A 21,996-nucleotide genomic window follows, 5' to 3' on the forward strand; every position below is an offset into this window, starting at 1 on the left:
ACTGAAGGCCGAGGTGTGTTCGCTACTGAGGTAGGTGAGCAGACTGTAAGGCAGCGAAATAAGACGGGATAAATAGAAAAGAATTTGTCTGGCGGTAATAGCGCGGTGGTCCCACCTGACCCCATGCCGAACTCAGAAGTGAAATGCCGTAGCGCCGATGGTAGTGTGGGGTCTCCCCATGTGAGAGTAGGGAGCTGCCAGACTTTAATTTAAGGCTAATGGGAAAGACCGTTAGCGAAATGGATCTGTGATAGAACAGTTTGGCTAGTCGTTATTTATCTATACTTTTAATTATTAATATGATGGATAGGCTGCTTAAACGTTCGTTAAAATATAAATAGCAAAGAATTTGCTTAGTAGCTATAGCGCGGTAGCTCCACCTGATCCCATGCCGAACTCAGAAGTGAAATGCCGTAGTGCTGATGGTAGTGTGGGGTCTCCCCATGTGAGAGTAGGGAACTCTAAGCTTAAAATATTAAGGCCACCTAATTAAGGTAGCTTTTTTTATCTGAAAAATAGCTATATTCAATATAAAACTTGCATAACAACTTTAATACTAATGCAATTTTTTATATCAATAATAAAAGTGATATTTATATTAATTTTAATAATTTCATTTGTTCATAATTAATTACGCGAATTATCTTGTAATATATTTATTTGATATTAGCGACATTATTATTCTATTTTTTTAACAAAATTGAGCCTATAAACATTTATCTATTGAATATTTGATATAAGATTAAATAACCTCAAAAAAAGGATAATGATTAAGGTAAACATATGTTAGCTGAACCGATGCTAAGTATTGTTGTTGCTGTATTTAATGGCGAACCATTCTTACCAAAATTTTTTAATTGTCTTGAACAACAAAAATTAGAAAACTGGGAACTTATTTTAGTCAATGATGGTTCAACGGATAATAGCACTTTATTATTAGAGGAATGTATAGAGCGATTTCCGAATACTAAGATTTTACATCAGGAAAATCTCGGCGTATCTGTCGCACGTAATGTGGGAATGAATATTGCTACAGGTAAATATATAGCCTTTCCTGATATTGACGATATTATTCATTTAGGTATGTATAACCGTTTATTAACGTTGGCAAAATTGGGTAATTTAGATGTTGCGATGTGTAATGGTACTTATGTTTATATGGATGGCTCACCCTCTAAATTAATTTTTCCCTTAAAAAAAGTTCCATCGACAGGCATAATTTCAGGAACCGAATGGTTACAAAAAGGTTTAAGTTCAGGTAAATTTTTACACGTGACTTGGCTGAATATTTATAAGTTAAGTTTTATTCGTGAACATCAGTATCAGTTTGAGCCGCAACTCCATCATCAAGATATCCCTTGGACAACAGAAATATTACTTAATGCAAAACGCGTTCAGTTTATTAATGAATCTTATTATGATTATTTTATTCATAGTAAATCAGTTTCACATTCATTATGCGGTGATGCTTTACGAGTACGTAAGGTTAATACTTATTTGAAAATTATTGATATGTTAATGGATATATATAAAAAATATCCTAATGCGGTAAATCAAACTCCAGCTTGTTGGTGGCAAATTAGTAAGGAAGGTTTTGGTGTTGTATTGTCTATTCAAGCGATTAAATCGCCAAAAATTAAATATGAGATGGTTAAGCGCTTTTTTGACGAAGGATATTGGCACATTACCTGGCAACATGCGACAACGCTAAAATTAAAATGGCGACTGAGCCGACGTTATTTAAAACTAAAATCGTTACTTAAATACAAAACGTAGTATTATGTAAAAAAAGCTTTAGTAATGAGAAAATATCATAATGCTCATTATTATTTTAAAATAAATCGATGATCTAGATGTTAAACTTATACCAGAGTTTAGTATTCTTACTCGACAAATGTGATGCATTTAATGGATCAAATAGTTTTTTGCTTTACAATGAAATATTCTATGGATATTAAATAAATTTCCCAAGTAATGAATAATGTTTGCCACTGTTTGTTTAAACAAACAGTGGCAATTTTTTGTATCAGCATTAAAAGAAAGTTGATATCATTTTTATTAAAAGAAAAAAATAACATTTTTTAATAAAGCATTTAAATAAAGTGAACAAATGGTTGCAAATGCTAATATAAAAGAGTCAATATGAATATAATGAGTTGTAGACAAATAGCATGGATAATTAATGTTAACATTAATTGAATTATTATCATCAGTGGCTTTATTGGTATGGGGCACATATATTGTCCGAACTGGTATTATGCGGGTTTTCGGTAGCGATTTACGCCGAATATTAGGCAAAAGTATCGGTAAAAAATCGCGCGCATTTTTGGCGGGTATTGGTGTCACTGCTTTAGTACAAAGTAGTAATGCGACGGCATTATTGGTTATTTCTTTTGTGACACAAGGGTTAATTTCTATCACGCCAGCTATGGTTATTATGTTGGGTGCTGACGTCGGTACTGCGATAATGGCCCGGGTGTTAACTTTTGATTTGGCATGGTTATCACCATTGTTAATTTTATTTGGTGTTATTACTTTTCTTAGTCAGAAAAAAAATCGTTCTGGTCAATTAGGGCGAGTTGCGATTGGCCTAGGTCTGATTTTATTAGCTTTAAAGCTTATTGTTGGTTCAGCAACACCAATTACTCATGCATCCGCTATCCAAGCAATTTTTACCTCTTTAAGCGGTGATACCATTTTAGCACTACTAGTTGGTGCGGTATTTGCTATGCTCACCTATTTCAGTCTGGCAGCGGTTTTGTTGACAGCAACATTAAGTGTGGCCGGACTCGTACCGCTTTATATCAGCCTCTCGATTGTTATTGGCTCTAATATCGGTAGTGGTTTATTAGCTATGATAGGTAGTAGCCAGCAAAGCGGATCGGCACGGCAAGTGGCTTTAGGCAGTTTATTATTCAAGCTTATTGGCGCAATAATAATTTTACCCTGGATTAAACCATTAGCTGACTGGATTGGTCATTATAATTTTAATGCCTCTGAAGTGGTGATCTATTTTCATGTATTTTATAATTTACTGCGTTGTTTAGTAATGCTGCCATTTGTCGAATTCATGTCGCGTTTATGCTAACGTCTTATTCCTATTTCCCCTGTAGAGGTCGAGGTTTTTGCACCTCGTTATTTAGATAAAGCGGCGTTGGAGACACCTTCATTAGCGATTGCCAATGCGGTAAGAGAGACACTACGTATGGGGGATATTGTTGAGCAAATGGTTCAACGTTTGGCTGAAGTTCTAAAAGGCAATAAAATACAGCGGCGTTATATTGCACACCTGGAAGAAGAGATCGATATGCTACATAGTAGCATTAAACTCTATTTGGCTCAAATTCAGCAAAATCAACTAGGGGAAGCTGATTCTCGTCGCTGGGCTGAAATTATTGATACTGCTTTGAATTTACAGCAATCAGCCACCATCATTAATCGTATGGCAACAGAAGTGGTTAAAAAAATATTTGATAAGCAACATTTTTTCTCCCCTGCCGGTACTAAAGAACTGAATACTCTGATGGAACGATTACAGAATAATTTGAGTTTAGCTATGTCGGTATTCGTATCTGGAGACATAGATAATGCGCGTCGATTACGAAGGGCTAAACATCGATTCCGATTATTAAATCAAGGTTATGCTTATGCGCATGTTGAGCGCCTACATAAGCTAAATGTACAAAGTCTCGATACCAGCAACTTACATGTTAGTTTACTTGGGGATATGAAAAGATTAAATTCGCTTTTTTGTGCTATCGCTTATCATGTATTAGAAGATGTAAGTGAAAACCGTGCTGAACAAATTAATCCTGAAAGTGATAAAAATATATAATTAGTTATTCATTAAATAATAATTGAAACGCCAATGACAGAGAGATGATTTAAATCGTTATCTTCATCAGACTTTGTCATTTGAAAATGAATTATTTATTTATGCTAAATAAAGTTGCAATTAAATATTGTTACTGACTTCCATTCTCATCTCTCATTCACTTAAAACGAAAGTGGTAACAATGTTATTTAAATAATTAATTATTTTGCTAAAAACTTATCGTATCAGATTTAACGAAATTTGCTGGCTTGATAAACCTTGAATTTACCTGTTTGGGCAAGTATTTCATGGCGACCAAACGCTTTATCTAACCAATCTGGATAAGGTAAGAAGGCATTGGCAACCATTCTAAATTTTCCACCTGGTTTTAGATGATTTGATGCTTGTTTGATGATTGCTTCAGCGGCTGAATAATCCGTTTTTAATCCATCATGAAACGGCGGGTTGCAAATTATCCAGTCGTAACTATCTTCAATCGCAGAGTAGATATCACTTGCTATAACATCGCCAGTTAAGCCATTTATTTTTATGGTTTCAATAGAGGATGTGACCGCCGCAGCGTGAGTATCGCAGAGAGTTAATTTTATGCCAGGGTTTCTCTTGCCAATAACCGTTGCAAGCACACCAGAGCCGGATGCGATATCTAATAATTTACCCTTGATAGGTTTATCAAATGTAGAAAGAAGTAGTTGACTACCGGCATCCAGCGCTTGTTGACTAAATACGCCAGGTAGGGTTTTGATAGTTATATCAGCGACCTTATAGATATTCCACCAATCATTTAAATGAAAGTGAGGTTGTTTTTCTAGCTGGCAATAATAGAGGCTACAGCGCCGTGCTGCATCAATTTTGCGTACACTGCCTATTTCTTCTAGAATTTTATTGGCGCTATTTACACCACTACGATTTTCACCAACAATAAAAATATCACTACTTACTGGTAAAACTGAGCAAATATTGTGTAGTTGAAAATGGGCTTCTTGCTTGTTTTTAGGCCAAAAATAGATCAGTGTATTAAATTGTCTCGCCACTGTTTTTTCAAGCGTTAAGTCATAATGGGCTTTTTCGCCTAGCGCTTTGTTAAATGATAACCAGTAGTGATATTGATTAGTTAAAATATGTAAAATTTCAGCGCTCATTTCAGCGCTAATATTATCTTGTAAGTTACCAGCGATTAAAACACGACGGCCGATAAAGTATTCATCATGGCGTAAAATCACTTCACTTGCGGGCATCAGTGAAGACATAAATGTTGGCTCCTGTATTAGATTAGGTTTCCTTTTACCAACTATAAAAGGAAAATATTCGCAGTAAGCGTAAAAATATCGCTCATAGGATCGTAAATTTTGATAAATTTGTGAGATATGAACTTATTATCGCGATTGTATCACTATTATTAGATTTCAATCCAATGGTTACTTGTTATCTACTATTTAGTGATCATATTGTTTCTTGATAACTTAATAATTTGTCTATTTACCCTATTTATTTGCAGTTTAGATTCAGCAAATAAATATAGTTAGAGAGAAAGAGTAATTGTGTTTATATTGCTAGGTTTTGCAATGTTATTATTTTGATTTATATAACTCGGTTTGATATGGTGGCTTGGTATATATTGTGGTGGAGTAGTTTGATGACGATTAGAGATCAATTACTAAAGCAGATGGGAATTGTGCAATGGACATTACGCGATCCTGCGCTACTGCGTGGTGAACATGCAGTGTGTATTCCTGACGCTACCCAATTAATTATCATCGCTGATGAACGCATTGATTTAGGTAACCTTTTTGTCAAAGATATTTTACGAGCGATGATGATAGACAGTCGTCAGGTATGCTGTTTATTAACTAAAGAGGTATCGCTGTTACCAAAAGAAATTCTTTGGCCTTGTTGGATCATAGGCAAACAATTACCTGTTAGTTCAAAAACATGGGTTATCCATACTTTACCATTGCCAGAAATTTATTCTGATCCTCAGTCAAAACGCGCTTTGTGGGCGCAAATATGCCAGCATGAAAATAATTTCGAATTTAGAACAAACTGATTTAGTCTCTGCTTTTGCTATTGAAAACTTGAGTCATGCTTTTCCCTGGAGTGAAAAGGTATTCTACGGTAATCAAGGAAAGCAATATATTAATTTAAAAATCAGTCTTGAAAATCAATTGGTTGGTTTCGTTATCACACAATATTTGCTTGATGAGGCAACCCTCTTTAATATTGCTATTCATCCTGATTATCAAGGACAAGGTTATGGTGAGTGTTTACTACGCTATTTGATCGAACATTTGGCAACCAAAAATATCAAAACTTTGTGGTTGGAAGTCCGGCAATTAAATCATGCGGCAATTCAGCTATACGAAAAACTGGGTTTTCATATTGTCACAATAAGAAAAAATTATTATCCGGCGGCAAAAAAACGTGAAGATGCAGTGGTTATGGCGTTAACTATTTTGCCTGATAGTATGCCTGCCTTATAAATTTAAATACTTAATTAAGATAAAAAAAATAGTTTAGATTCGATAATAGTACCATTGATAGGCGCTATTGAGTGGTAATTTGTGTATCAATATTCGCTTAATAGGCCTATTTGTAATGAAACAACATAGAGAAATTATCCCGCTTTTTTATAAAAAATTTAAATGTATAGGTGATCAGTGTTTGTCTCATTGTTGTCGTGGTTGGACGATTAACATTGATAAGAAGACTTATAAAAAATATAAAACTGCCCATCAAATTGAGATCAAAGAGATCACTGATAAACATCTGATTAAATATCCTAAAGGTAGTGGTACTAACCAGTACTCTTTTATTGCATATGATGAAGATGGCAAATGTCCATTTTTTGGTCGTGACAAATTGTGTGGGATTTATAAAACATTAGGACCCAGCGCATTAAGCCATGCTTGCCAGACTTATCCAAGATTAAAAACGCAATTTGATGGTTATACGCAACATTCGTTGAGTTTTTCTTGCCCAGAGGTAGTTCGTTTAGTGTTATTTCAGCCGGATTCGATGAAATATGAAGAGAACATGGTGATTGAAAAAGTTAGAATTACTGAAAAGCGAGTTATTGATCAAAGTAGAGTAATGACGCAAGAGCATCAAATTATACAGCTATTTTGTAGTCATTTAATTATGGCTGAAAGTCCTTTTATTGAAGATAATCTTTATGCGCTTACGCAGTTTATTGTGTTTTTACAATCAATTGATTATCAAATAGAAGCAAATTATCCAAAAGTTGAAAATATATTTATGTCATTAGTGGAAGGATTAATTAATGGAGAAATATATCAACAGAGAAAACAGCTAACATCCTCAGTTAGGCATCAGTTAAAGTTTTCTTTATTATTGATTATGTCACGTTTTTTTACTACCACAGCTCGCTCTAAACATTATTTATTACCGGCTTTTAGCAAAACTATGCATTTTTTTGATTTAGAGTCAGAATCACTAAATGAAAATATGGCGGTTAATTGGGAAAAACTGGATAGTTAATGACAAAAAATTCTATCAACTAGTTGCTTAGCTGAACCATATGTATTAAAGAACTATTTTCTTTATCGAATATATAATGAAAAATTTGGTTTATATGATTTAAAAAAGAGTTTACGATCACTTTACTATTATATTGTTGATTATTTTTATATTAAAACATTATTGTCTGTCCAGTCAGCTTATGATATTGAGGTGTCAATGGAGAGTATTCAATTAATGTTTTGTCATTATTCGACCGTAACTCAGCATACTTTTAATTTACACCAACAGCTTGATGAGTTAATTGATAAACTTAATTATGGTGATGATTTATCTTGTTTGCTGTTATTAAATTAATTACCTTTTTTAGAAATGTTTTTTCAATGCCATCTTAAATTGATGGCATTTTTATATTATTTCATATTTTTATTAGGTAATGATTACATTTATATTATTCACTTTCATAAATAATATTAACTTATCAAATATTAATTTAAATTTTTATACCAGTGAGTTTAAGTTGCTTGTTATATAATATTATTTAGCTTACCTTTTATCAGCATAAATTGTCTAATGTGATAATCCTATTTTGTAATTAATTATTTTTATAAAGTATTAGAATCTATTTTTAATATTAAACTACCTTAATAAGGAGAGATTATGTCGACGAAATATCCTATTATTTTAGTTCATGGATTCTTTGGTTTCGATAGAATAGTTGGCTATCCATATTTTTTTTCTATTGAAAGTCGATTGCAAGAACAAGGTTATAATGTATATATACCTACGTTGTCTGGAGCTAATTCAAATGAAGTAAATGGAGAGCAACTTTGGGAATTCATCGATGAGATCAAAAGAAAAGCAGGCTGTGAAAAAGTCAATTTGATTGCTCATAGTCAAGGGGCTTTATATGCACGTTATGTTGCTGCAAATTATCCAGCCAATATTGCTTCAGTAACAACAATGAATGGAGTCAATTATGGTTCTGAAATCGCTGATCTGCTTAGAAAAATTTTGCTACCAGGCATGTTAGCAGAAAGATTGGTTACTACTACTGCTGAAGTATTTTTCAAATTTATTTCTCTTTTGTCATCGGGTACATTGAAACCGCAAGACGGTGTCAAGGCATTAGAATCATTGACGACAAAAGTGGTCAATGAATTTAATAAAAAATATCCGCAAGGTTTGCCAACAGTATGGGGAGGGGAAGGTGATGAGGTTGTTAATGGCGTGCATTACTATTCATACGGCAGTTTTATTAAAAATTCATTGCTTGATATAGGAATAAATATGTTTGATATTTCTCATCTACCATTGCGACAGTTGAATAAACTTTTTGTAAAAGAAAAAGATGGGCTTGTAGGACGTTATAGTATGCGGTTAGGTAAATTAATCCGTGATGATTATAATATGGATCATTTTGATATCGTTAATCAAATTGCTGGATTTGTTTCAAATAAATATGATGTCCCTCAAATTTATGTCAATCATGCATAAATATTAGCAAAAAGAGGCTTATAAAATAAAATAGTAAAGAACACCATTTGGTAATAATATTAATCGATTATTTATTAAATTTATTCTTAATAGCTATTAATCATATATATTATAAGAGTAATATGTTAATATCTGACATATTATGTAAAAAATTTTCATTTAATCGTCTTGTTTATTCTAATAAATATTTTAATTAGTGACTTTAATATAATCAGTAATAGATTTTCTGATTTAATTAAATAATCTATATTTAGTTAAAAACAATTTTCTTTACTTTTTTTATATTTAATTTTATCGGCTAACTAAAAAATATTTTTTAATGAGTTAGTAATTGTTTTCAAAATGGCTTTGTCAGTGTAGAATTTTTACCAATTTTTTATACATCATGTTGTGTATGTTGGGTAGTTATAATGAAAGAGAATAATTTTTGTCAGAAAATAGCGCGGCGCAGAACCTTTGCTATCATTTCTCACCCTGATGCAGGGAAAACCACGATCACAGAAAAAGTACTGTTGTTTGGCCAAGCTATTCAAAAAGCGGGCACAGTGAAGGGGCGTGGTTCGAATCAACATGCAAAATCTGACTGGATGGAAATGGAAAAACAGCGCGGGATCTCGATTACCACTTCGGTAATGCAATTTCCTTACCAAAATTGCTTGATTAATTTGCTTGATACCCCAGGGCATGAGGATTTTTCGGAAGATACTTATCGGACCTTAACGGCGGTCGATTGTTGTTTGATGGTGATTGATGCAGCTAAAGGCGTTGAAGATCGTACGCGTAAATTGATGGAAGTAACACGGTTACGTGATACACCTATTTTAACCTTTATGAACAAATTGGATCGCGATATTCGCGATCCAATGGAATTAATGGATGAGGTTGAAAGTGAATTGAGTATCGCTTGTAGCCCGATTACCTGGCCAATTGGTTGTGGCAAGTTATTTAAAGGGGTTTATCATCTTTATCGTGATGAAACTATTTTATACCAGAGTGGGCAAGGGCATGCTATTCAAGACGTTGTTGTTATTAAAGGATTAAATAATACCGAATTGGACAAAGTTATTGGAGACGATTTTGCTGCTCAGCTACGAGAAGAGCTTGAACTAGTAAAGGGTGCTTCTCATGAATTCAATTTAGACGCATTTTTACAAGGCAAGTTAACACCCGTCTTTTTTGGCACCGCTTTAGGTAACTTTGGTGTTGATCATATGTTAGATGGTTTGGTCAATTGGGCGCCAACTCCTATGCCTCGGCAGGCTGATAGTCGTATCGTTAATGCCGAGGAAGAAAAATTTTCTGGTTTTGTGTTCAAAATACAAGCCAATATGGATCCCAAACATCGTGATCGGGTGGCTTTTTTGCGGATTGTGTCAGGTTGTTATCAAAAGGGTATGAAACTTTATCAGGTACGAAATAAAAAAGAGGTGGTTATTTCAGATGCGCTTACTTTTATGGCCGGTGATCGTTCCCATGTTGAAGAAGCGTTTCCAGGTGATATCATTGGCTTGCATAATCATGGCACTATTCAGATTGGTGATACTTTTACCCAGGGAGAAGTGTTAAAATTTACCGGTATTCCTAATTTTGCGCCTGAACTATTCAAACGCATCCGTTTACGTGATCCGTTAAAGCAGAAACAGTTACTTAAAGGATTGGTTCAGTTATCCGAAGAGGGTGCGGTTCAGGTATTTCGTCCTTTAGCCAATAATGATCTTATTGTTGGTGCTGTTGGTGTGCTTCAGTTTGATGTGGTGGTAGCGCGCTTGAAGAGTGAATACAATGTTGAAGCTATTTATGAGCCAGTAAATGTGTCAACCGCACGTTGGATCGAATGTGATGACGTAAAAAAATTAGAAGAGTTCAAACGTAAAAATGAACAAAACCTGGCTTTAGATGGTGGCGATAACCTCAGTTATATTGCCCCAACGATGGTAAATCTTAATCTAACCCGCGAACGCTACCCTGAAATTCGGTTCTGCAAAACGCGAGAGCATTAATTTATGGCATATTGATTTTTTATTACATTACCCTCACTTGTTATTAGTGGGGGTATGACTATTTTTCAATTGCTGTATTTATTGGTTTCTCCCAAATTTTTAAGCCGCTAAAAATCTCACTATTAAACCCAATAGTAGATTTTGAATAGCAGATTGTATTTAGAGGGTCTACTATCAGTTTTAAGGGGGGAAAGCAATATGGGAAGACATATATCAGTCACATTGGGTAATATTGAGCCTTTAGCCTTCGAGGATAATGCATTTGATCTCGGTAAAATAGCATTAGTCTGTGAGGGGGGGTGGACAGCGTGGTATTTTTACTGCCGGTGTATTGGATGAATTTCTCCGTGTTGGTTTCAACCCATTTAACATCATGATAGGGACATCGGCCGGCGCACAAAATTTATCGGCCTATCTTTGCCAACAGCGTGGTTATGCCCGTAAGGTGATTACTGATTATACCACTAAATCTCAATTTTTTAATCCACTACGTTTTATTCGTGGTGGCCATATGATTGATTTAGATTGGCTAATTGATATTACCTCCCGTGAATTACCCCTTGATTTCTCTCTACTGGATTGTCTTACTTAGACAGCGGGCGTCAATTTTTAATCAGTGCATGTCGCTACGAGGATTTTAGTCCGGTTTATTTTCAACCAACACAAGATAGTTGGCTAGATATTATTCGGGCGTCAAGTGCTATCCCCGGCTTTTATCGCCAGGGAGCAGTATTTAATGGGGAGCTTTATCATGATGGTGGTATAACGGCTTCAATTCCTGTTGAAGAAGCTTATCGTCGTGGGGCAAAACAATTGTGGTAATTAGAACGGTTCCTTCGGGAATTTATTATACATCTGAATGGTTAAAGAGGATGACTCGCTGGTTGGAACACCGCAATATACGGCGGATGGCTAAGATGATAAAAGTACATATTAAAAGCTATCAACAGACACAAAAATTTATTGCTGCGCCACCACCAGGTATCCAAATTTTTGAAATTTATCCACCGAAACCTTTAATGAGTTGTGCATTAGGTAGCCGTGCTTCAACCTTAGAGACTGATTATCATATTGGGCGTCAATGTGGCAGCTATTTTTTAACTAGTTTAAAACACTATTTTTCTACTGATAATTTAGCATCTTACCCGTATTCTATTGAAAATAATCAGGTTGCTAATTCGGCATCTTTGTCTGCGGAGATAATTTCGAATCAACAAGATGAAGAACCAAAATCAGGTGATGAAGGATTAGCCATTGATGTTCGTTGACACCCATTGTCATTTTGATTTTCCTCCTTTTATCCATGATATTGAAGATAGTTTTTCACGCGCGGTGAAAGCTGGCGTGACTGATATCATTGTCCCGGCGGTTGGTATTGAGAATTTTGAGCGAGTATATTCACTGGCACAACAATATCCGCATTTGTATGCCGCATTAGGTTTTCATCCTTTGTATATCGCAGATTTTTTATCTGATCATTTTGCTAAATTAGTGGCATTATTGCAGCAAAACAGCAATAAATGTGTTGCTATTGGTGAAATAGGTTTAGATTATTTTGTTACTAATGCTGCGGTTAAGCAACAACAAGCATTGCTGATCCAGCAATTACAGCTGGCTAAACAGTATGATTTACCGGTTATTCTTCATTCGCGTAAAAGTCATGATCAACTAGCTGCTTTATTAAGACGATTTGACGTGCCGAAAAAGGGAGTCATTCATGGATTTGCAGGCAGTTTGTCGCAAGCGAATGCTTTTATCCGTTTAGGTTATTTTATCGGTATTGGTGGCGTTATCACCTATCAACGGGCTAAGAAAACCAGAGCAGTAGCTGCGCAATTGCCGCTGTCGTCATTAGTACTTGAAACTGATGCCCCTGATATGCCATTAGCTGGATTTCAGGGGCAGGTTAATCGTCCTGAAAGAATAGGTTTGGTATTTGAGGCACTATGTAACCTTCGGCAAGAGTCAGCAGAGGAAATTGCAACACAGCTTTATAACAATAGTTTGCAACTCTTTAATATTAAAAAAGAGCAGACTAATATGGCTAAATAATCATACCAATAAGTTATTTAATTATAATTATGGTATTTTTTAGATAATTTTTGCCGGCAATATCGCTTTTCGTAAGTGATATGTGTCGCAAAATTTATTTTTTCGTGATTTTTCGTTATGATTATTTGTGATACCGACTGTCAGTTATTAATGAGAAATCGTTATAATGTCTGCGCATTAAACTGGCAGTTTATTTTTTAAACTATATAAATTTTCATTTGTTATATAATACACAGGGATATTATTCATGCAACTCATTATGAGCCTGCTAGGGATGGTAGTATTGATTTTCATCGCTATCATTTTTTCCAGTAACCGTCGGGCAATTAAATTCCGTACCGTATTTGGTGCTTTTGTTATTCAAATGGCAATTGGCACATTTGTTCTTTATATCCCTGCCGGTCGCCGCACTTTGGAAACTGTATCAGATGCAGTCTCTAGTGTGATTGGTTATGGACAAGTTGGCATGGATTTTGTCTTTGGTGGTTTAGTCTCTAATAAAATGTTTGAACTGTTTGGCGGTGGTGGTTTTATTTTTGCCTTACGTGTCTTACCGGTCATTGTTTTCTTCTCGTCATTGATAGCCGTACTTTATTATCTTGGTATTATGCAGTTTTTTATCAAAATCTTAGGTGGACTTTTGCAATGGATATTAGGCACCTCACGTACTGAGTCACTATCAGCGACCGCTAATATTTTTGTCGGTCATACAGAGGCGCCTTTGGTTGTCAGACCCTATATTGCCACCATGACAAACTCTGAATTATTTGCTGTTATGTGTGGTGGATTAGCTTCGGTTGCTGGCTCGGTATTGGCCGGCTATGCGCAAATGGGGGTGCCAATGGAATATCTGATCGCAGCATCTTTTATGGCAGCACCGGGGGGATTGTTATTTGCCAAATTGATGGTACCGGAGACAGAGAAAACACACGATGCAGTGAATATGGTCAGTGTGGCGAGCGGCGAAGAACGCCCAGTTAACATTATTGATGCTGCCGCCACTGGCGCTTCTTCCGGCATGCAACTTGCTCTAAATGTCGGTGCGATGTTGCTGGCATTTGTTGCATTGATAGCGTTACTTAACGGTATTTTATCGGTGATTGGTGGCTGGATCCATATACCAGGCTTATCATTAGAATTGATTTTAGGCTGGATCTTTGCGCTAATTGCCTATTTGATTGGTATACCCTGGCATGAAGCGACAATTGCCGGTTCTTTTATTGGGCAAAAGTTAGTGGTCAATGAATTTGTTGCTTATATGAATTTTGGCGAATACTTAAAACCTGATAGTGAAGTTATTGCCGCTGGTAAGCAAGTACTTTCTGAACATACTAAAGCCATAATCTCTTTTGCATTGTGTGGTTTTGCTAATTTAGCGTCAGTAGCCATATTACTGGGTGGTTTAGGTGGAATTGCCCCGAACCGTCGTAAAGATGTTGCTCGATTAGGTTTGAAAGCGGTATTAGCCGGTTCGTTATCTAATTTGATGAGTGCCACTATTGCTGGCTTCTTTTTATCGTTAGCGACTATGTAACTTAATCTGCTTGGTATATTAAACATTGAACGATTGTTTAATCGCTAAAGCAATAATGTCAGTAGCTTTGAGAATTATATGATGGAATTAAAACTTGCTGCACAACGCACATTAAATTTGATGGATTTAACTCTGCTAAATGATGACGATACTGATGAAAAAGTGAAGATTTTATGCCATAAAGCCAAAACTGCACAAGGAAATACTGCCGCGATATGTATTTATCCTCGCTTTATTCCATTAGCACGTAAGATGCTAACCGAACAAAAAACCCCGAATATTCGTATTGCCACGGTAACTAATTTTCCATTTGGTGGCTATGATGTTGCGATTGCTACAGCTGAAACACAAGCTGCTATTGCTTATGGGGCAGACGAAGTTGATGTTGTTTTTCCCTATCGAGCATTAATAACCGGTAATAAGCAAATTGGTTTTGACCTGGTTAAAGCGTGTAAAGAAGTTTGTCTACCGAGAGGTGTCTTACTGAAAGTTATTATTGAAGCCGGTGAATTAAAACAGCCTGATCTTATTCGACAGGCAGCAGAAATTGCTATTGCTGCCGGCGCTGATTTTGTTAAGACATCAACGGGTAAGGTTGCGATAAATGCCACCCTAGAGAATGTTGAAATTATACTTAAAGTTATTCGAGATATGGACGTCGCTAGTCAGGTGGGTTGTAAGGTGGCAGGTGGCGTTCGTACGGTAGAAGAAGCTGCCCAATATCTGGTTTTAGCCGATCGAATCATGGGAAAAGAATGGGTAAATATTCGTCATTTTCGTTTTGGGGCGTCAAGCTTATTGTCTAGTCTATTAAATACATTAGGATGCCCAATAGATAATTTTACTGGCGACTATTAATTTTTATTGATCTTTTTATGCACTGTTTCAGTAATTATTGGCTGGCAGAAAAATGAAAATGTCTATTTTAATAATCTATGAAAATGATTGTTAATAAATGATCGTTAATAAAAGAAGTTTTTAGATAATAGCATCGATTAGTATTTTGTATTTATTGACGATAGTAAATAGTTATTATGAGCTCGAATTATGGAATGCGTTATTTTTTGTTTAATAATGGATTAATTGAATTTGGACTAACCAAGGGTAGTTATGAAACGTGTATTCATTATGGTGCTTGATTCTTTCGGTATTGGCGCTACGCAGGATGCGGATAGATTTGGTGATGCTGGGGCGAACACTTTAGGCCATATTGCGACCGCTTGTGCGCAAGGGAAGGCTGATAAGGGTCGTAAAGGTAAACTCTTTTTGCCCAATTTATCGCGTTTAGGGTTAGCAAAAGCCGCTGAGGGGTCATCAGGAACATTTCCAATCGGCCTGGATGAAGACGCTGAGATTATCGGTGCCTATGGTTATGCGAGTGAGTTATCTTCCGGCAAAGATACCCCATCAGGTCATTGGGAGATTGCCGGGGTACCGGTTTTATTTGAATGGGGATATTTTAAACAGCAAAAAAATAGTTTTCCGCAACAATTATTGGATAAGTTAGTTGAAGCGGCTAATTTGCCCGGTTATCTGGGAAATTGTCACTCGTCAGGCACCGTGATCTTGGATCAATTAGGTGAAGAGCATATGAAAACAGGTAAACCTATTTTCTATACTTCAGCCGATTCAGTCTTTCAGATAGCATGCCATGAAGAGACTTTTGAGGTTAAAAATCTTTATCAGCTTTGTGAAATAGCGAGAAAGACGCTAGATGAAGGTGCTTATAATATTGGACGTGTTATTGCTCGTCCTTTTATCGGCAATAAAGCTGGCTGTTTTCAGCGTACCGGTAATCGTCGAGATTATTCAGTTGAACCACCTGCACCAACCATCCTGCAAAAACTGGTTGAAGAAAAAGCCGGCCAGGTGGTTTCAATTGGCAAAATTGCAGATATTTATGCCAATGTCGGCATTACTAAGCAAGTGAAAGCAACCGGTATTGAAGCGCTATTTGCGGCAAGCCTTGAGGAGATCAAAAAAGCGGCCGACAATACCATTGTGTTTACTAATTTTGTTGATTTTGATTCTTCATATGGACATCGTCGTGATGTTGCGGGTTATGCGGCAGGATTAGAGTTATTTGATAGTCTTTTACCTGAAATGCTGGCATTAATTGAGAATGAGGATGTTTTGATTATTACCGCAGATCATGGTTGTGACCCGACCTGGCCAGGAACTGATCATACGCGGGAAAATATTCCTATTTTAATTTATGGTCCGAAAGTAAAACTTGGGGCACTAGGTCATCGACAGACCTTTGCTGATATTGGTCAAACCGTTGCGCAATACTTTGGTTTATCGCCAATGGCATATGGCAAAACGCTATTTTAAGTATGATGGGAAATATTTGTTCATATTCCCGATTTTATCGATAAGTAATAAAAGGAAATTTATTTATGGCCACCCCACATATTAATGCTGAGATGGGCGATTTTGCGGAAGTTATGCTGATGCCAGGCGATCCTCTACGCGCAAAACATATTGCAGAAAATTATTTGACCGACAGCCGTCAGGTAAATGATGTTCGTGGTATGTTAGGTTTTACTGGTAATTATCAAGGTCGTAGCATTTCTGTGATGGGGCATGGTATGGGGATCCCTTCCTGTTCAATTTACATGAAAGAGCTAATTAGTGACTTTGGTGTTAAAACAATAATACGAGTAGGATCCTGTGGTGCTATTAGCCATCAAGTAAAGTTACGCGATATTATTATCGGCCTGGGAGCATGCACCGATTCTAAAGTTAATCGACTAAAATTTGATGATAATGATTTTGCGGCTATTGCGGATTATCAGCTGGTTCATAATGCTGTAACTGCGGCTAAAGCAAAAAATCTCAACGTTCTGGTAGGTAATATTTTTTCTACTGATCTTTTTTATACGCCTCAAATGCAAGTGTTTGATACAATGGAAAAATATGGCATTTTGGGGGTGGAAATGGAAGCTGCTGGTATGTATAGCATTGCGGCGGAATATGGTGTCAAAGCACTAACTATTTGTACGGTTTCTGATCATATTCGTCGAGGTGAAAAGACAACTTCAGCAGAACGGCAAACGACATTTAATGAGATGGTTGAAATTGCGTTAGAATCAGTATTATTACTGGATTAAAAATAAATCATTAAATTTAAATCAAGCAAGAAAGCAGATTTTAATCTGCTTTCTTTTTAGCAATTTTTATTTCTTTTGCTGATTGTTTGCCGAGCGACTATTGCTTATTGATAAAAAAGGTAACTTTGGCCAGTGTATTGAAATTGATCTAGATAAAATATTAGCCAGAACAAAACCGATAGTGAGTGCTAAAAGTAACATAATCCTTAATAAATTAGCCATATTATCTATTTGTTTAGATCCTATACTAAATTGATGCGCATCAATGGTTAAACGTAAAAAGCCTTTTGGTTTTTTGGTATCGAAGATTGGAACAACCAATTGATAGTTAACATAGTTGTGGCATGGAGGGTGATTAAGGGATAATCGCTCTCGTAAAGCAACTTTTTCACCTGCATGCTGAATTTTGGTTCCATCATTAAGATAAACACTTGCATCGAGAATATGTTCATTAATAGTTAATTGATTAAGAATGGCCAGGATCTGTTTATTATTAAAATTCTTACCATCACTTTGTATATAATTGGATAAGCTAAAAGCAACTTGTTCAGCATGTGTATGAGCCAATTCTTTAAACTGCTCGACTCTGATTTTCTGATGTAACTGACTAAAATAACTAACCTTTTGGATTAGAATAATGAGTAAGAAGAGGCAAATTAAAATGATAACAGTTTTATGTAATCGAAACTTTAATTTCGTTTTAATCATAATCGGCTCTTTTAAACTTAGTTCATTATCATATTGCCAGAGGTTAAGATGATAGGATAGTTTGAAAAGCCGTTTTTTTGTTGGCTAATTGTCGTGATTGGATGACAGGAGTATGAATTAATGTCGACGAGTTTAACCTATTGTTATTTGCCTAATGAGATCCAAAAATGGCCTGGATTACCGCTTTCACTAAGTGGTGAAGAGGTTATGCCTTTGGATTATCGGGCTGGAGATAGTGGTTGGTTGCTTTATGGACGAGGACTGAATAAGCAACGTATCAGTCAATTTCAACAACGCTCTGGTAATGCGATTGTGATTGTTTCTTCTTGGCGTATTGATGATTATCAAGTCGTTCGTATCGCGGGTAGCTTAAGCGCAAAAATAAAGAAAATAGCTGAAGAGTGTGGTTTAGATGTTGTACCGCTGGGTAATATTCCCCGTTTACGTGCGCCAGGCTTGTTGGTGATGGATATGGATTCAACGGCAATTCAGATCGAATGTATTGATGAAATTGCTCGTTTGGCGGGAGTTGGCCAGCAGGTTGCTGAAATTACAGAACGCGCAATGCAAGGGGAAATTGATTTTAGTGAAAGTTTAAAAGCTCGGGTTAAGTTACTTGCTGGAGCCGACATGCAAATTTTGCAAAATGTATTAGAGCATATGCCACTGACACCAGGCTTAACCAGTCTTGTCCGTAAGTTGCAGGCATTTGATTGGCATGTTGTTATTGTTTCAGGTGGATTTAATTTTTTTACTAATTATTTGAAGGAAAAATTAAAATTAACCGCTGCGGTGGCTAACAAACTTGAAATTAAAGATAACAAATTGACCGGTAAGGTGAATGGCAACATTGTGGATGCTAAAGTCAAAGCACAAACCTTAATAAAATTAGCTAGACAATTCTCTATTCCAATCGAGCAAACCGTTGCTATTGGTGATGGCGCAAATGATGTAAAAATGATCCGTAAGGCGGGATTGGGTATTGCTTATCATGCTAAATCTAAAGTACAGGCCAGGGCAAAAGTAGCGATTCAACATGCAGATTTGATGGGTGTACTTTTTGCTTTAAGTGGTGGCTTAAAGCATGAAGAGCGTTAACGATCAAATCAATAAATAAAAGAGGCAATAACGGTGGCAAAAGCAATAAAAAGAGCATTTGTCTGTAATGAATGTGGTGCAGATTATCCACGCTGGCAAGGCCAATGTATCGCTTGTCATACCTGGAATACGATCACCGAGGTAAGATTAGCTGCCAGTTCTACCTCGCGAGCAGAACGCCTTAATGGTTATGCCGGTAGTGCTACAGATAACCAAGTACAGAAATTGTCTGCCATTAGTTTAGAAGCATTGCCACGTTTTTCTACTGATTTCAAAGAATTTGATCGTGTTCTCGGTGGTGGTGTGGTACCTGGTAGCGCGATTTTAATTGGTGGTAACCCAGGTGCTGGTAAAAGCACATTGCTTTTGCAAACTATATGTCGGCTTTCATCACAGATGAAAACTTTATACGTCACCGGTGAGGAGTCTTTACAGCAAGTGGCGATGCGAGCGCATCGATTAGGGTTACCGTCCGATAATCTCAATATGTTATCTGAAACCAGTATTGAGCAGATTTGTTTGGTTGCAGAGCAGGAACAGCCAAAATTGATGGTGATTGATTCTATTCAGGTCATGCATATCGCGGATATACAGTCATCACCTGGTAGTGTGGCACAAGTCCGAGAAACTGCGGCTTATCTTACCCGATTTGCCAAAACACGAGGGATCGCCATTATTATGGTAGGGCATGTCACAAAAGATGGTTCTTTGGCCGGCCCGAAAGTACTTGAACACTGCATTGACTGTTCGATAATGCTCGATGGTGAAGCAGATTCACGATTTCGTACCTTAAGAAGTCATAAAAATCGATTTGGTGCGGTTAATGAACTGGGTGTATTTGCCATGACAGAAAAAGGGTTAAAGGAAGTGAGTAACCCATCGGCTATTTTTCTCAGTAGAGCAGAAGAGATCACTTCGGGCAGCTCGGTGATGGTTGTTTGGGAAGGAACGCGACCATTGCTGGTGGAAATTCAGGCGTTAGTGGACTATTCAATGCTAGCTAATCCGCGACGCGTTGCTGTCGGTTTAGAGCAGAATCGATTAGCGATTTTGCTGGCTATTTTGCATCGGCATGGTGGATTACAGATGTCGGATCAAGATGTTTTTGTTAATGTTGTTGGTGGGGTTAAAGTGACGGAAACCAGTGCTGATCTTGCTTTACTCTTTTCTTTAGTATCCAGTTTCCGTAATCGTCCATTGCCGCGTGATGTTGTGGTTTTTGGTGAGGTTGGATTGGCGGGTGAAATCCGTCCAGTACCTAGTGGCCAAGAGCGGATTATTGAGGCGGCAAAACATGGTTTTAAACGAGCGATTGTTCCTTATGCTAATGTGCCCAAAAAACCATTACCCAATATGCAGTTATTTGGTGTGAAAAAACTGTCAGAGGCATTAACGGTTATGGAAAACTTTGATTAACCGGAGAAGCGATGAAACAGTTTGATTATTTGAAACAGGCTATTAAACAAACAGGTTGTACTTTACAACAGATTGCGACTGCTTGCGGCATGACAAAAGGTTATTTAAGCCAATTAATTAATGAAAAAATTAATAATCCTAGCGCGCGCAAAATTGCCACATTGCATCGTTTTTTAAATATTGAATATCCATTAAAGCCTAAACGTATTGGTGTGGTATTTGGTAAGTTTTATCCATTGCATACAGGCCATATTTACCTGATACAGCGTGCGTGTAGTCAAGTTGATGAATTATATGTCATTCTTTGTCATGATGAACCTCGTGATCGGGCGCTTTTTATCGACAGTTCGATGTCACAGCAACCGACAGTGAGCGATCGGCTACGATGGTTATTACAAACTTTCAAATATCAAAAAAATATTTATATTCATTCCTTTGATGAGCAAGGCATAGAACCATACCCACATGGCTGGCAAGTATGGAGCGAAGGAATGAAAAAATTTTTAATGGCAAAAAATATTCAACCACAATTTATTTATTCTGGCGAAGTGGATGATATTGCGCATTATAAAAAATATCTTGGTGCAGAAGTGGTGCTTATTGATCCTGAGCGCACATTTATGAATATTAGTGGCAATCAAATTAGGCAAGCGCCATTTCGGTATTGGGAATATATTCCAACGGAAGTAAAACCATTTTTTGTGCGTAAGGTAGCCATATTAGGTGGGGAATCAAGTGGTAAATCGACTTTAGTTAATAAGCTTGCGAATATTTTAACACCACCAGTGCATGGGAATATGGTCGTGATTATGTTTTCTCTCATTTAGGTGGCGATGAGATGGCGTTACAATATTCTGACTATGACAAGATAGCATTGGGTCATGCAAAATATATTGATTTTGCCGTTAAATATGCCAATAAAGTTGCCTTTATCGATACTGATTTCATTACCACCCAAGCTTTTTGTAAACGATATGAGGGGAAACCACATCCTTTTGTGCAAGCATTAATTGATGAATATCGTTTTGATCTGGTTATTTTATTAGAAAATAATACCCCATGGGTTGCTGATGGATTACGCAGTTTGGGTAGTGATGAGGAACGTATAACATTTCAAAATTTATTGATTGAACTACTGATTGAAAATCAAGTGGAATTTGTGGTGGTTGATTCGCCTAATTATGATGAGCGTTTTTTACGTTGTATTGAGTTGGTTCAGCAACTGCTTATGATGGATGAAAAATCTCCGAATTTTTAAATGATAAGGCT

At 36.5% G+C, this 21,996-nt stretch carries 15 protein-coding genes, 2 rRNA genes and 3 pseudogenes; 18 read left to right on the top strand and 2 right to left on the bottom strand.

Annotated elements, in window-relative coordinates; all coding sequences use genetic code 11:
* Positions 1 to 87: 87 nt before the first annotated feature.
* The 4 genes and pseudogenes from rrf (AACL31_RS09175) to AACL31_RS09190 all read left to right on the top strand — a co-directional run bounded on the left by rrf (AACL31_RS09175) (position 88) and on the right by AACL31_RS09190 (position 3,835).
* Positions 88 to 203 (top strand): 5S ribosomal RNA (gene rrf / locus AACL31_RS09175).
* A 149-nt stretch (positions 204 to 352) separates the two neighbouring features.
* Positions 353 to 467 (top strand): 5S ribosomal RNA (gene rrf, locus AACL31_RS09180).
* A gap of 316 nt (positions 468 to 783) precedes the next feature.
* Complete coding sequence (locus AACL31_RS09185; protein WP_310511444.1) at positions 784 to 1,776, top strand: glycosyltransferase; 993 nt, start codon at positions 784 to 786, stop codon at positions 1,774 to 1,776.
* A gap of 406 nt (positions 1,777 to 2,182) precedes the next feature.
* Positions 2,183 to 3,835, top strand: a pseudogene (locus tag AACL31_RS09190) (Na/Pi cotransporter family protein).
* Positions 3,836 to 4,065: 230 nt separating this feature from the next.
* On the opposite strand, the gene rsmC reads toward AACL31_RS09190, so the two are convergent.
* A complete protein-coding gene (rsmC, locus tag AACL31_RS09195) occupies positions 4,066 to 5,082 on the bottom strand; it encodes a 16S rRNA (guanine(1207)-N(2))-methyltransferase RsmC (RefSeq protein WP_310511445.1) in 1,017 nt (338 codons plus the stop codon).
* Between the two features lie 386 nt (positions 5,083 to 5,468).
* On the opposite strand from rsmC, the gene AACL31_RS09200 reads away from it, so the two are divergent.
* From AACL31_RS09200 to deoD, 11 genes and pseudogenes are all read left to right on the top strand, one after another.
* Positions 5,469 to 5,879, top strand: a complete 411-nt coding sequence (locus AACL31_RS09200; RefSeq protein WP_310510235.1) for a DNA polymerase III subunit psi — start codon at positions 5,469 to 5,471, stop codon at positions 5,877 to 5,879.
* Entirely contained in the window at positions 5,848 to 6,312 is a 465-nt protein-coding gene (rimI, locus tag AACL31_RS09205; RefSeq protein WP_310511446.1) for a ribosomal protein S18-alanine N-acetyltransferase, read from the top strand. The genes AACL31_RS09200 and rimI overlap by 32 nt, the downstream gene beginning before the upstream one ends.
* Positions 6,313 to 6,427: 115 nt before the next feature.
* Positions 6,428 to 7,330, top strand: coding sequence for a flagellin lysine-N-methylase (gene fliB, locus AACL31_RS09210; protein ID WP_339053954.1), 903 nt, complete (start codon positions 6,428 to 6,430; stop codon positions 7,328 to 7,330).
* Between the two features lie 639 nt (positions 7,331 to 7,969).
* The gene (locus AACL31_RS09215; protein ID WP_310511449.1) at positions 7,970 to 8,806 is read left to right on the top strand and encodes a triacylglycerol lipase; all 837 of its coding nucleotides are present in this window, start codon (positions 7,970 to 7,972) and stop codon (positions 8,804 to 8,806) included.
* A gap of 410 nt (positions 8,807 to 9,216) precedes the next feature.
* Complete coding sequence (gene prfC / locus AACL31_RS09220) at positions 9,217 to 10,806, top strand: peptide chain release factor 3 (protein WP_310511450.1); 1,590 nt, start codon at positions 9,217 to 9,219, stop codon at positions 10,804 to 10,806.
* A gap of 198 nt (positions 10,807 to 11,004) precedes the next feature.
* Positions 11,005 to 12,074: pseudogene (locus tag AACL31_RS09225) on the top strand (patatin-like phospholipase family protein).
* Positions 12,064 to 12,858, top strand: coding sequence for a TatD family hydrolase (locus AACL31_RS09230; RefSeq protein WP_310511505.1), 795 nt, complete (start codon positions 12,064 to 12,066; stop codon positions 12,856 to 12,858). Before AACL31_RS09225 ends, AACL31_RS09230 begins: the two are co-directional and overlap by 11 nt.
* A gap of 247 nt (positions 12,859 to 13,105) precedes the next feature.
* Positions 13,106 to 14,392 (top strand): NupC/NupG family nucleoside CNT transporter, encoded by a 1,287-nt coding sequence (locus AACL31_RS09235; protein ID WP_310511451.1) that lies wholly within the window; start codon positions 13,106 to 13,108, stop codon positions 14,390 to 14,392.
* A gap of 78 nt (positions 14,393 to 14,470) precedes the next feature.
* A complete protein-coding gene (deoC, locus tag AACL31_RS09240; RefSeq protein WP_310511452.1) occupies positions 14,471 to 15,250 on the top strand; it encodes a deoxyribose-phosphate aldolase in 780 nt (259 codons plus the stop codon).
* A 252-nt stretch (positions 15,251 to 15,502) separates the two neighbouring features.
* Positions 15,503 to 16,726, top strand: coding sequence for a phosphopentomutase (gene deoB, locus AACL31_RS09245; protein WP_310511453.1), 1,224 nt, complete (start codon positions 15,503 to 15,505; stop codon positions 16,724 to 16,726).
* Between the two features lie 65 nt (positions 16,727 to 16,791).
* Complete coding sequence (gene deoD, locus AACL31_RS09250; RefSeq protein WP_310511454.1) at positions 16,792 to 17,505, top strand: purine-nucleoside phosphorylase; 714 nt, start codon at positions 16,792 to 16,794, stop codon at positions 17,503 to 17,505.
* A gap of 66 nt (positions 17,506 to 17,571) precedes the next feature.
* Here the strand turns inward: deoD and AACL31_RS09255 are convergent, their stop codons facing one another.
* Positions 17,572 to 18,213, bottom strand: coding sequence for an AhpA/YtjB family protein (locus AACL31_RS09255; RefSeq protein WP_310511455.1), 642 nt, complete (start codon positions 18,211 to 18,213; stop codon positions 17,572 to 17,574).
* A 120-nt stretch (positions 18,214 to 18,333) separates the two neighbouring features.
* Here AACL31_RS09255 and serB point away from each other — a divergent pair, with 120 nt between their 5' ends.
* The 3 genes and pseudogenes from serB to nadR all read left to right on the top strand — a co-directional run bounded on the left by serB (position 18,334) and on the right by nadR (position 21,985).
* Positions 18,334 to 19,311: a phosphoserine phosphatase gene (gene serB / locus AACL31_RS09260; protein ID WP_310511456.1), complete on the top strand. Its 978-nt coding sequence runs from the start codon at positions 18,334 to 18,336 to the stop codon at positions 19,309 to 19,311.
* A 33-nt stretch (positions 19,312 to 19,344) separates the two neighbouring features.
* On the top strand, positions 19,345 to 20,727 hold the full coding sequence (radA, locus tag AACL31_RS09265; RefSeq protein WP_310511457.1) for a DNA repair protein RadA: 1,383 nt from the start codon (positions 19,345 to 19,347) through the stop codon (positions 20,725 to 20,727).
* 11 nt (positions 20,728 to 20,738) lie between these two features.
* Positions 20,739 to 21,985 (top strand): annotated as a pseudogene (nadR, locus tag AACL31_RS09270) (multifunctional transcriptional regulator/nicotinamide-nucleotide adenylyltransferase/ribosylnicotinamide kinase NadR).
* Positions 21,986 to 21,996 lie beyond the last annotated feature (11 nt).

It is taken from the genome of Arsenophonus endosymbiont of Crataerina pallida (assembly GCF_964020125.1).
Taxonomy (GTDB): domain Bacteria; phylum Pseudomonadota; class Gammaproteobacteria; order Enterobacterales; family Enterobacteriaceae; genus Arsenophonus; species Arsenophonus nilaparvatae.

Bases quoted from the DNA above. Each gene is read 5' to 3' on its own strand.
- rimI (WP_310511446.1), top strand. From the start codon at position 5,848: ATGAAAATAATTTCGAATTTAGAACAAACTGATTTAGTCTCTGCTTTT.
- deoC (WP_310511452.1), top strand. From the start codon at position 14,471: ATGATGGAATTAAAACTTGCTGCACAACGCACATTAAATTTGATGGAT.
- AACL31_RS09255 (WP_310511455.1), bottom strand. From the start codon at position 18,213: ATGATTAAAACGAAATTAAAGTTTCGATTACATAAAACTGTTATCATT.
- prfC (WP_310511450.1), top strand. From the start codon at position 9,217: ATGAAAGAGAATAATTTTTGTCAGAAAATAGCGCGGCGCAGAACCTTT.
- AACL31_RS09235 (WP_310511451.1), top strand. From the start codon at position 13,106: ATGCAACTCATTATGAGCCTGCTAGGGATGGTAGTATTGATTTTCATC.
- deoB (WP_310511453.1), top strand. From the start codon at position 15,503: ATGAAACGTGTATTCATTATGGTGCTTGATTCTTTCGGTATTGGCGCT.
- AACL31_RS09230 (WP_310511505.1), top strand. From the start codon at position 12,064: ATGTTCGTTGACACCCATTGTCATTTTGATTTTCCTCCTTTTATCCAT.
- fliB (WP_339053954.1), top strand. From the start codon at position 6,428: ATGAAACAACATAGAGAAATTATCCCGCTTTTTTATAAAAAATTTAAA.
- AACL31_RS09185 (WP_310511444.1), top strand. From the start codon at position 784: ATGTTAGCTGAACCGATGCTAAGTATTGTTGTTGCTGTATTTAATGGC.
- AACL31_RS09200 (WP_310510235.1), top strand. From the start codon at position 5,469: ATGACGATTAGAGATCAATTACTAAAGCAGATGGGAATTGTGCAATGG.
- deoD (WP_310511454.1), top strand. From the start codon at position 16,792: ATGGCCACCCCACATATTAATGCTGAGATGGGCGATTTTGCGGAAGTT.
- rsmC (WP_310511445.1), bottom strand. From the start codon at position 5,082: ATGTCTTCACTGATGCCCGCAAGTGAAGTGATTTTACGCCATGATGAA.
- serB (WP_310511456.1), top strand. From the start codon at position 18,334: ATGTCGACGAGTTTAACCTATTGTTATTTGCCTAATGAGATCCAAAAA.
- AACL31_RS09215 (WP_310511449.1), top strand. From the start codon at position 7,970: ATGTCGACGAAATATCCTATTATTTTAGTTCATGGATTCTTTGGTTTC.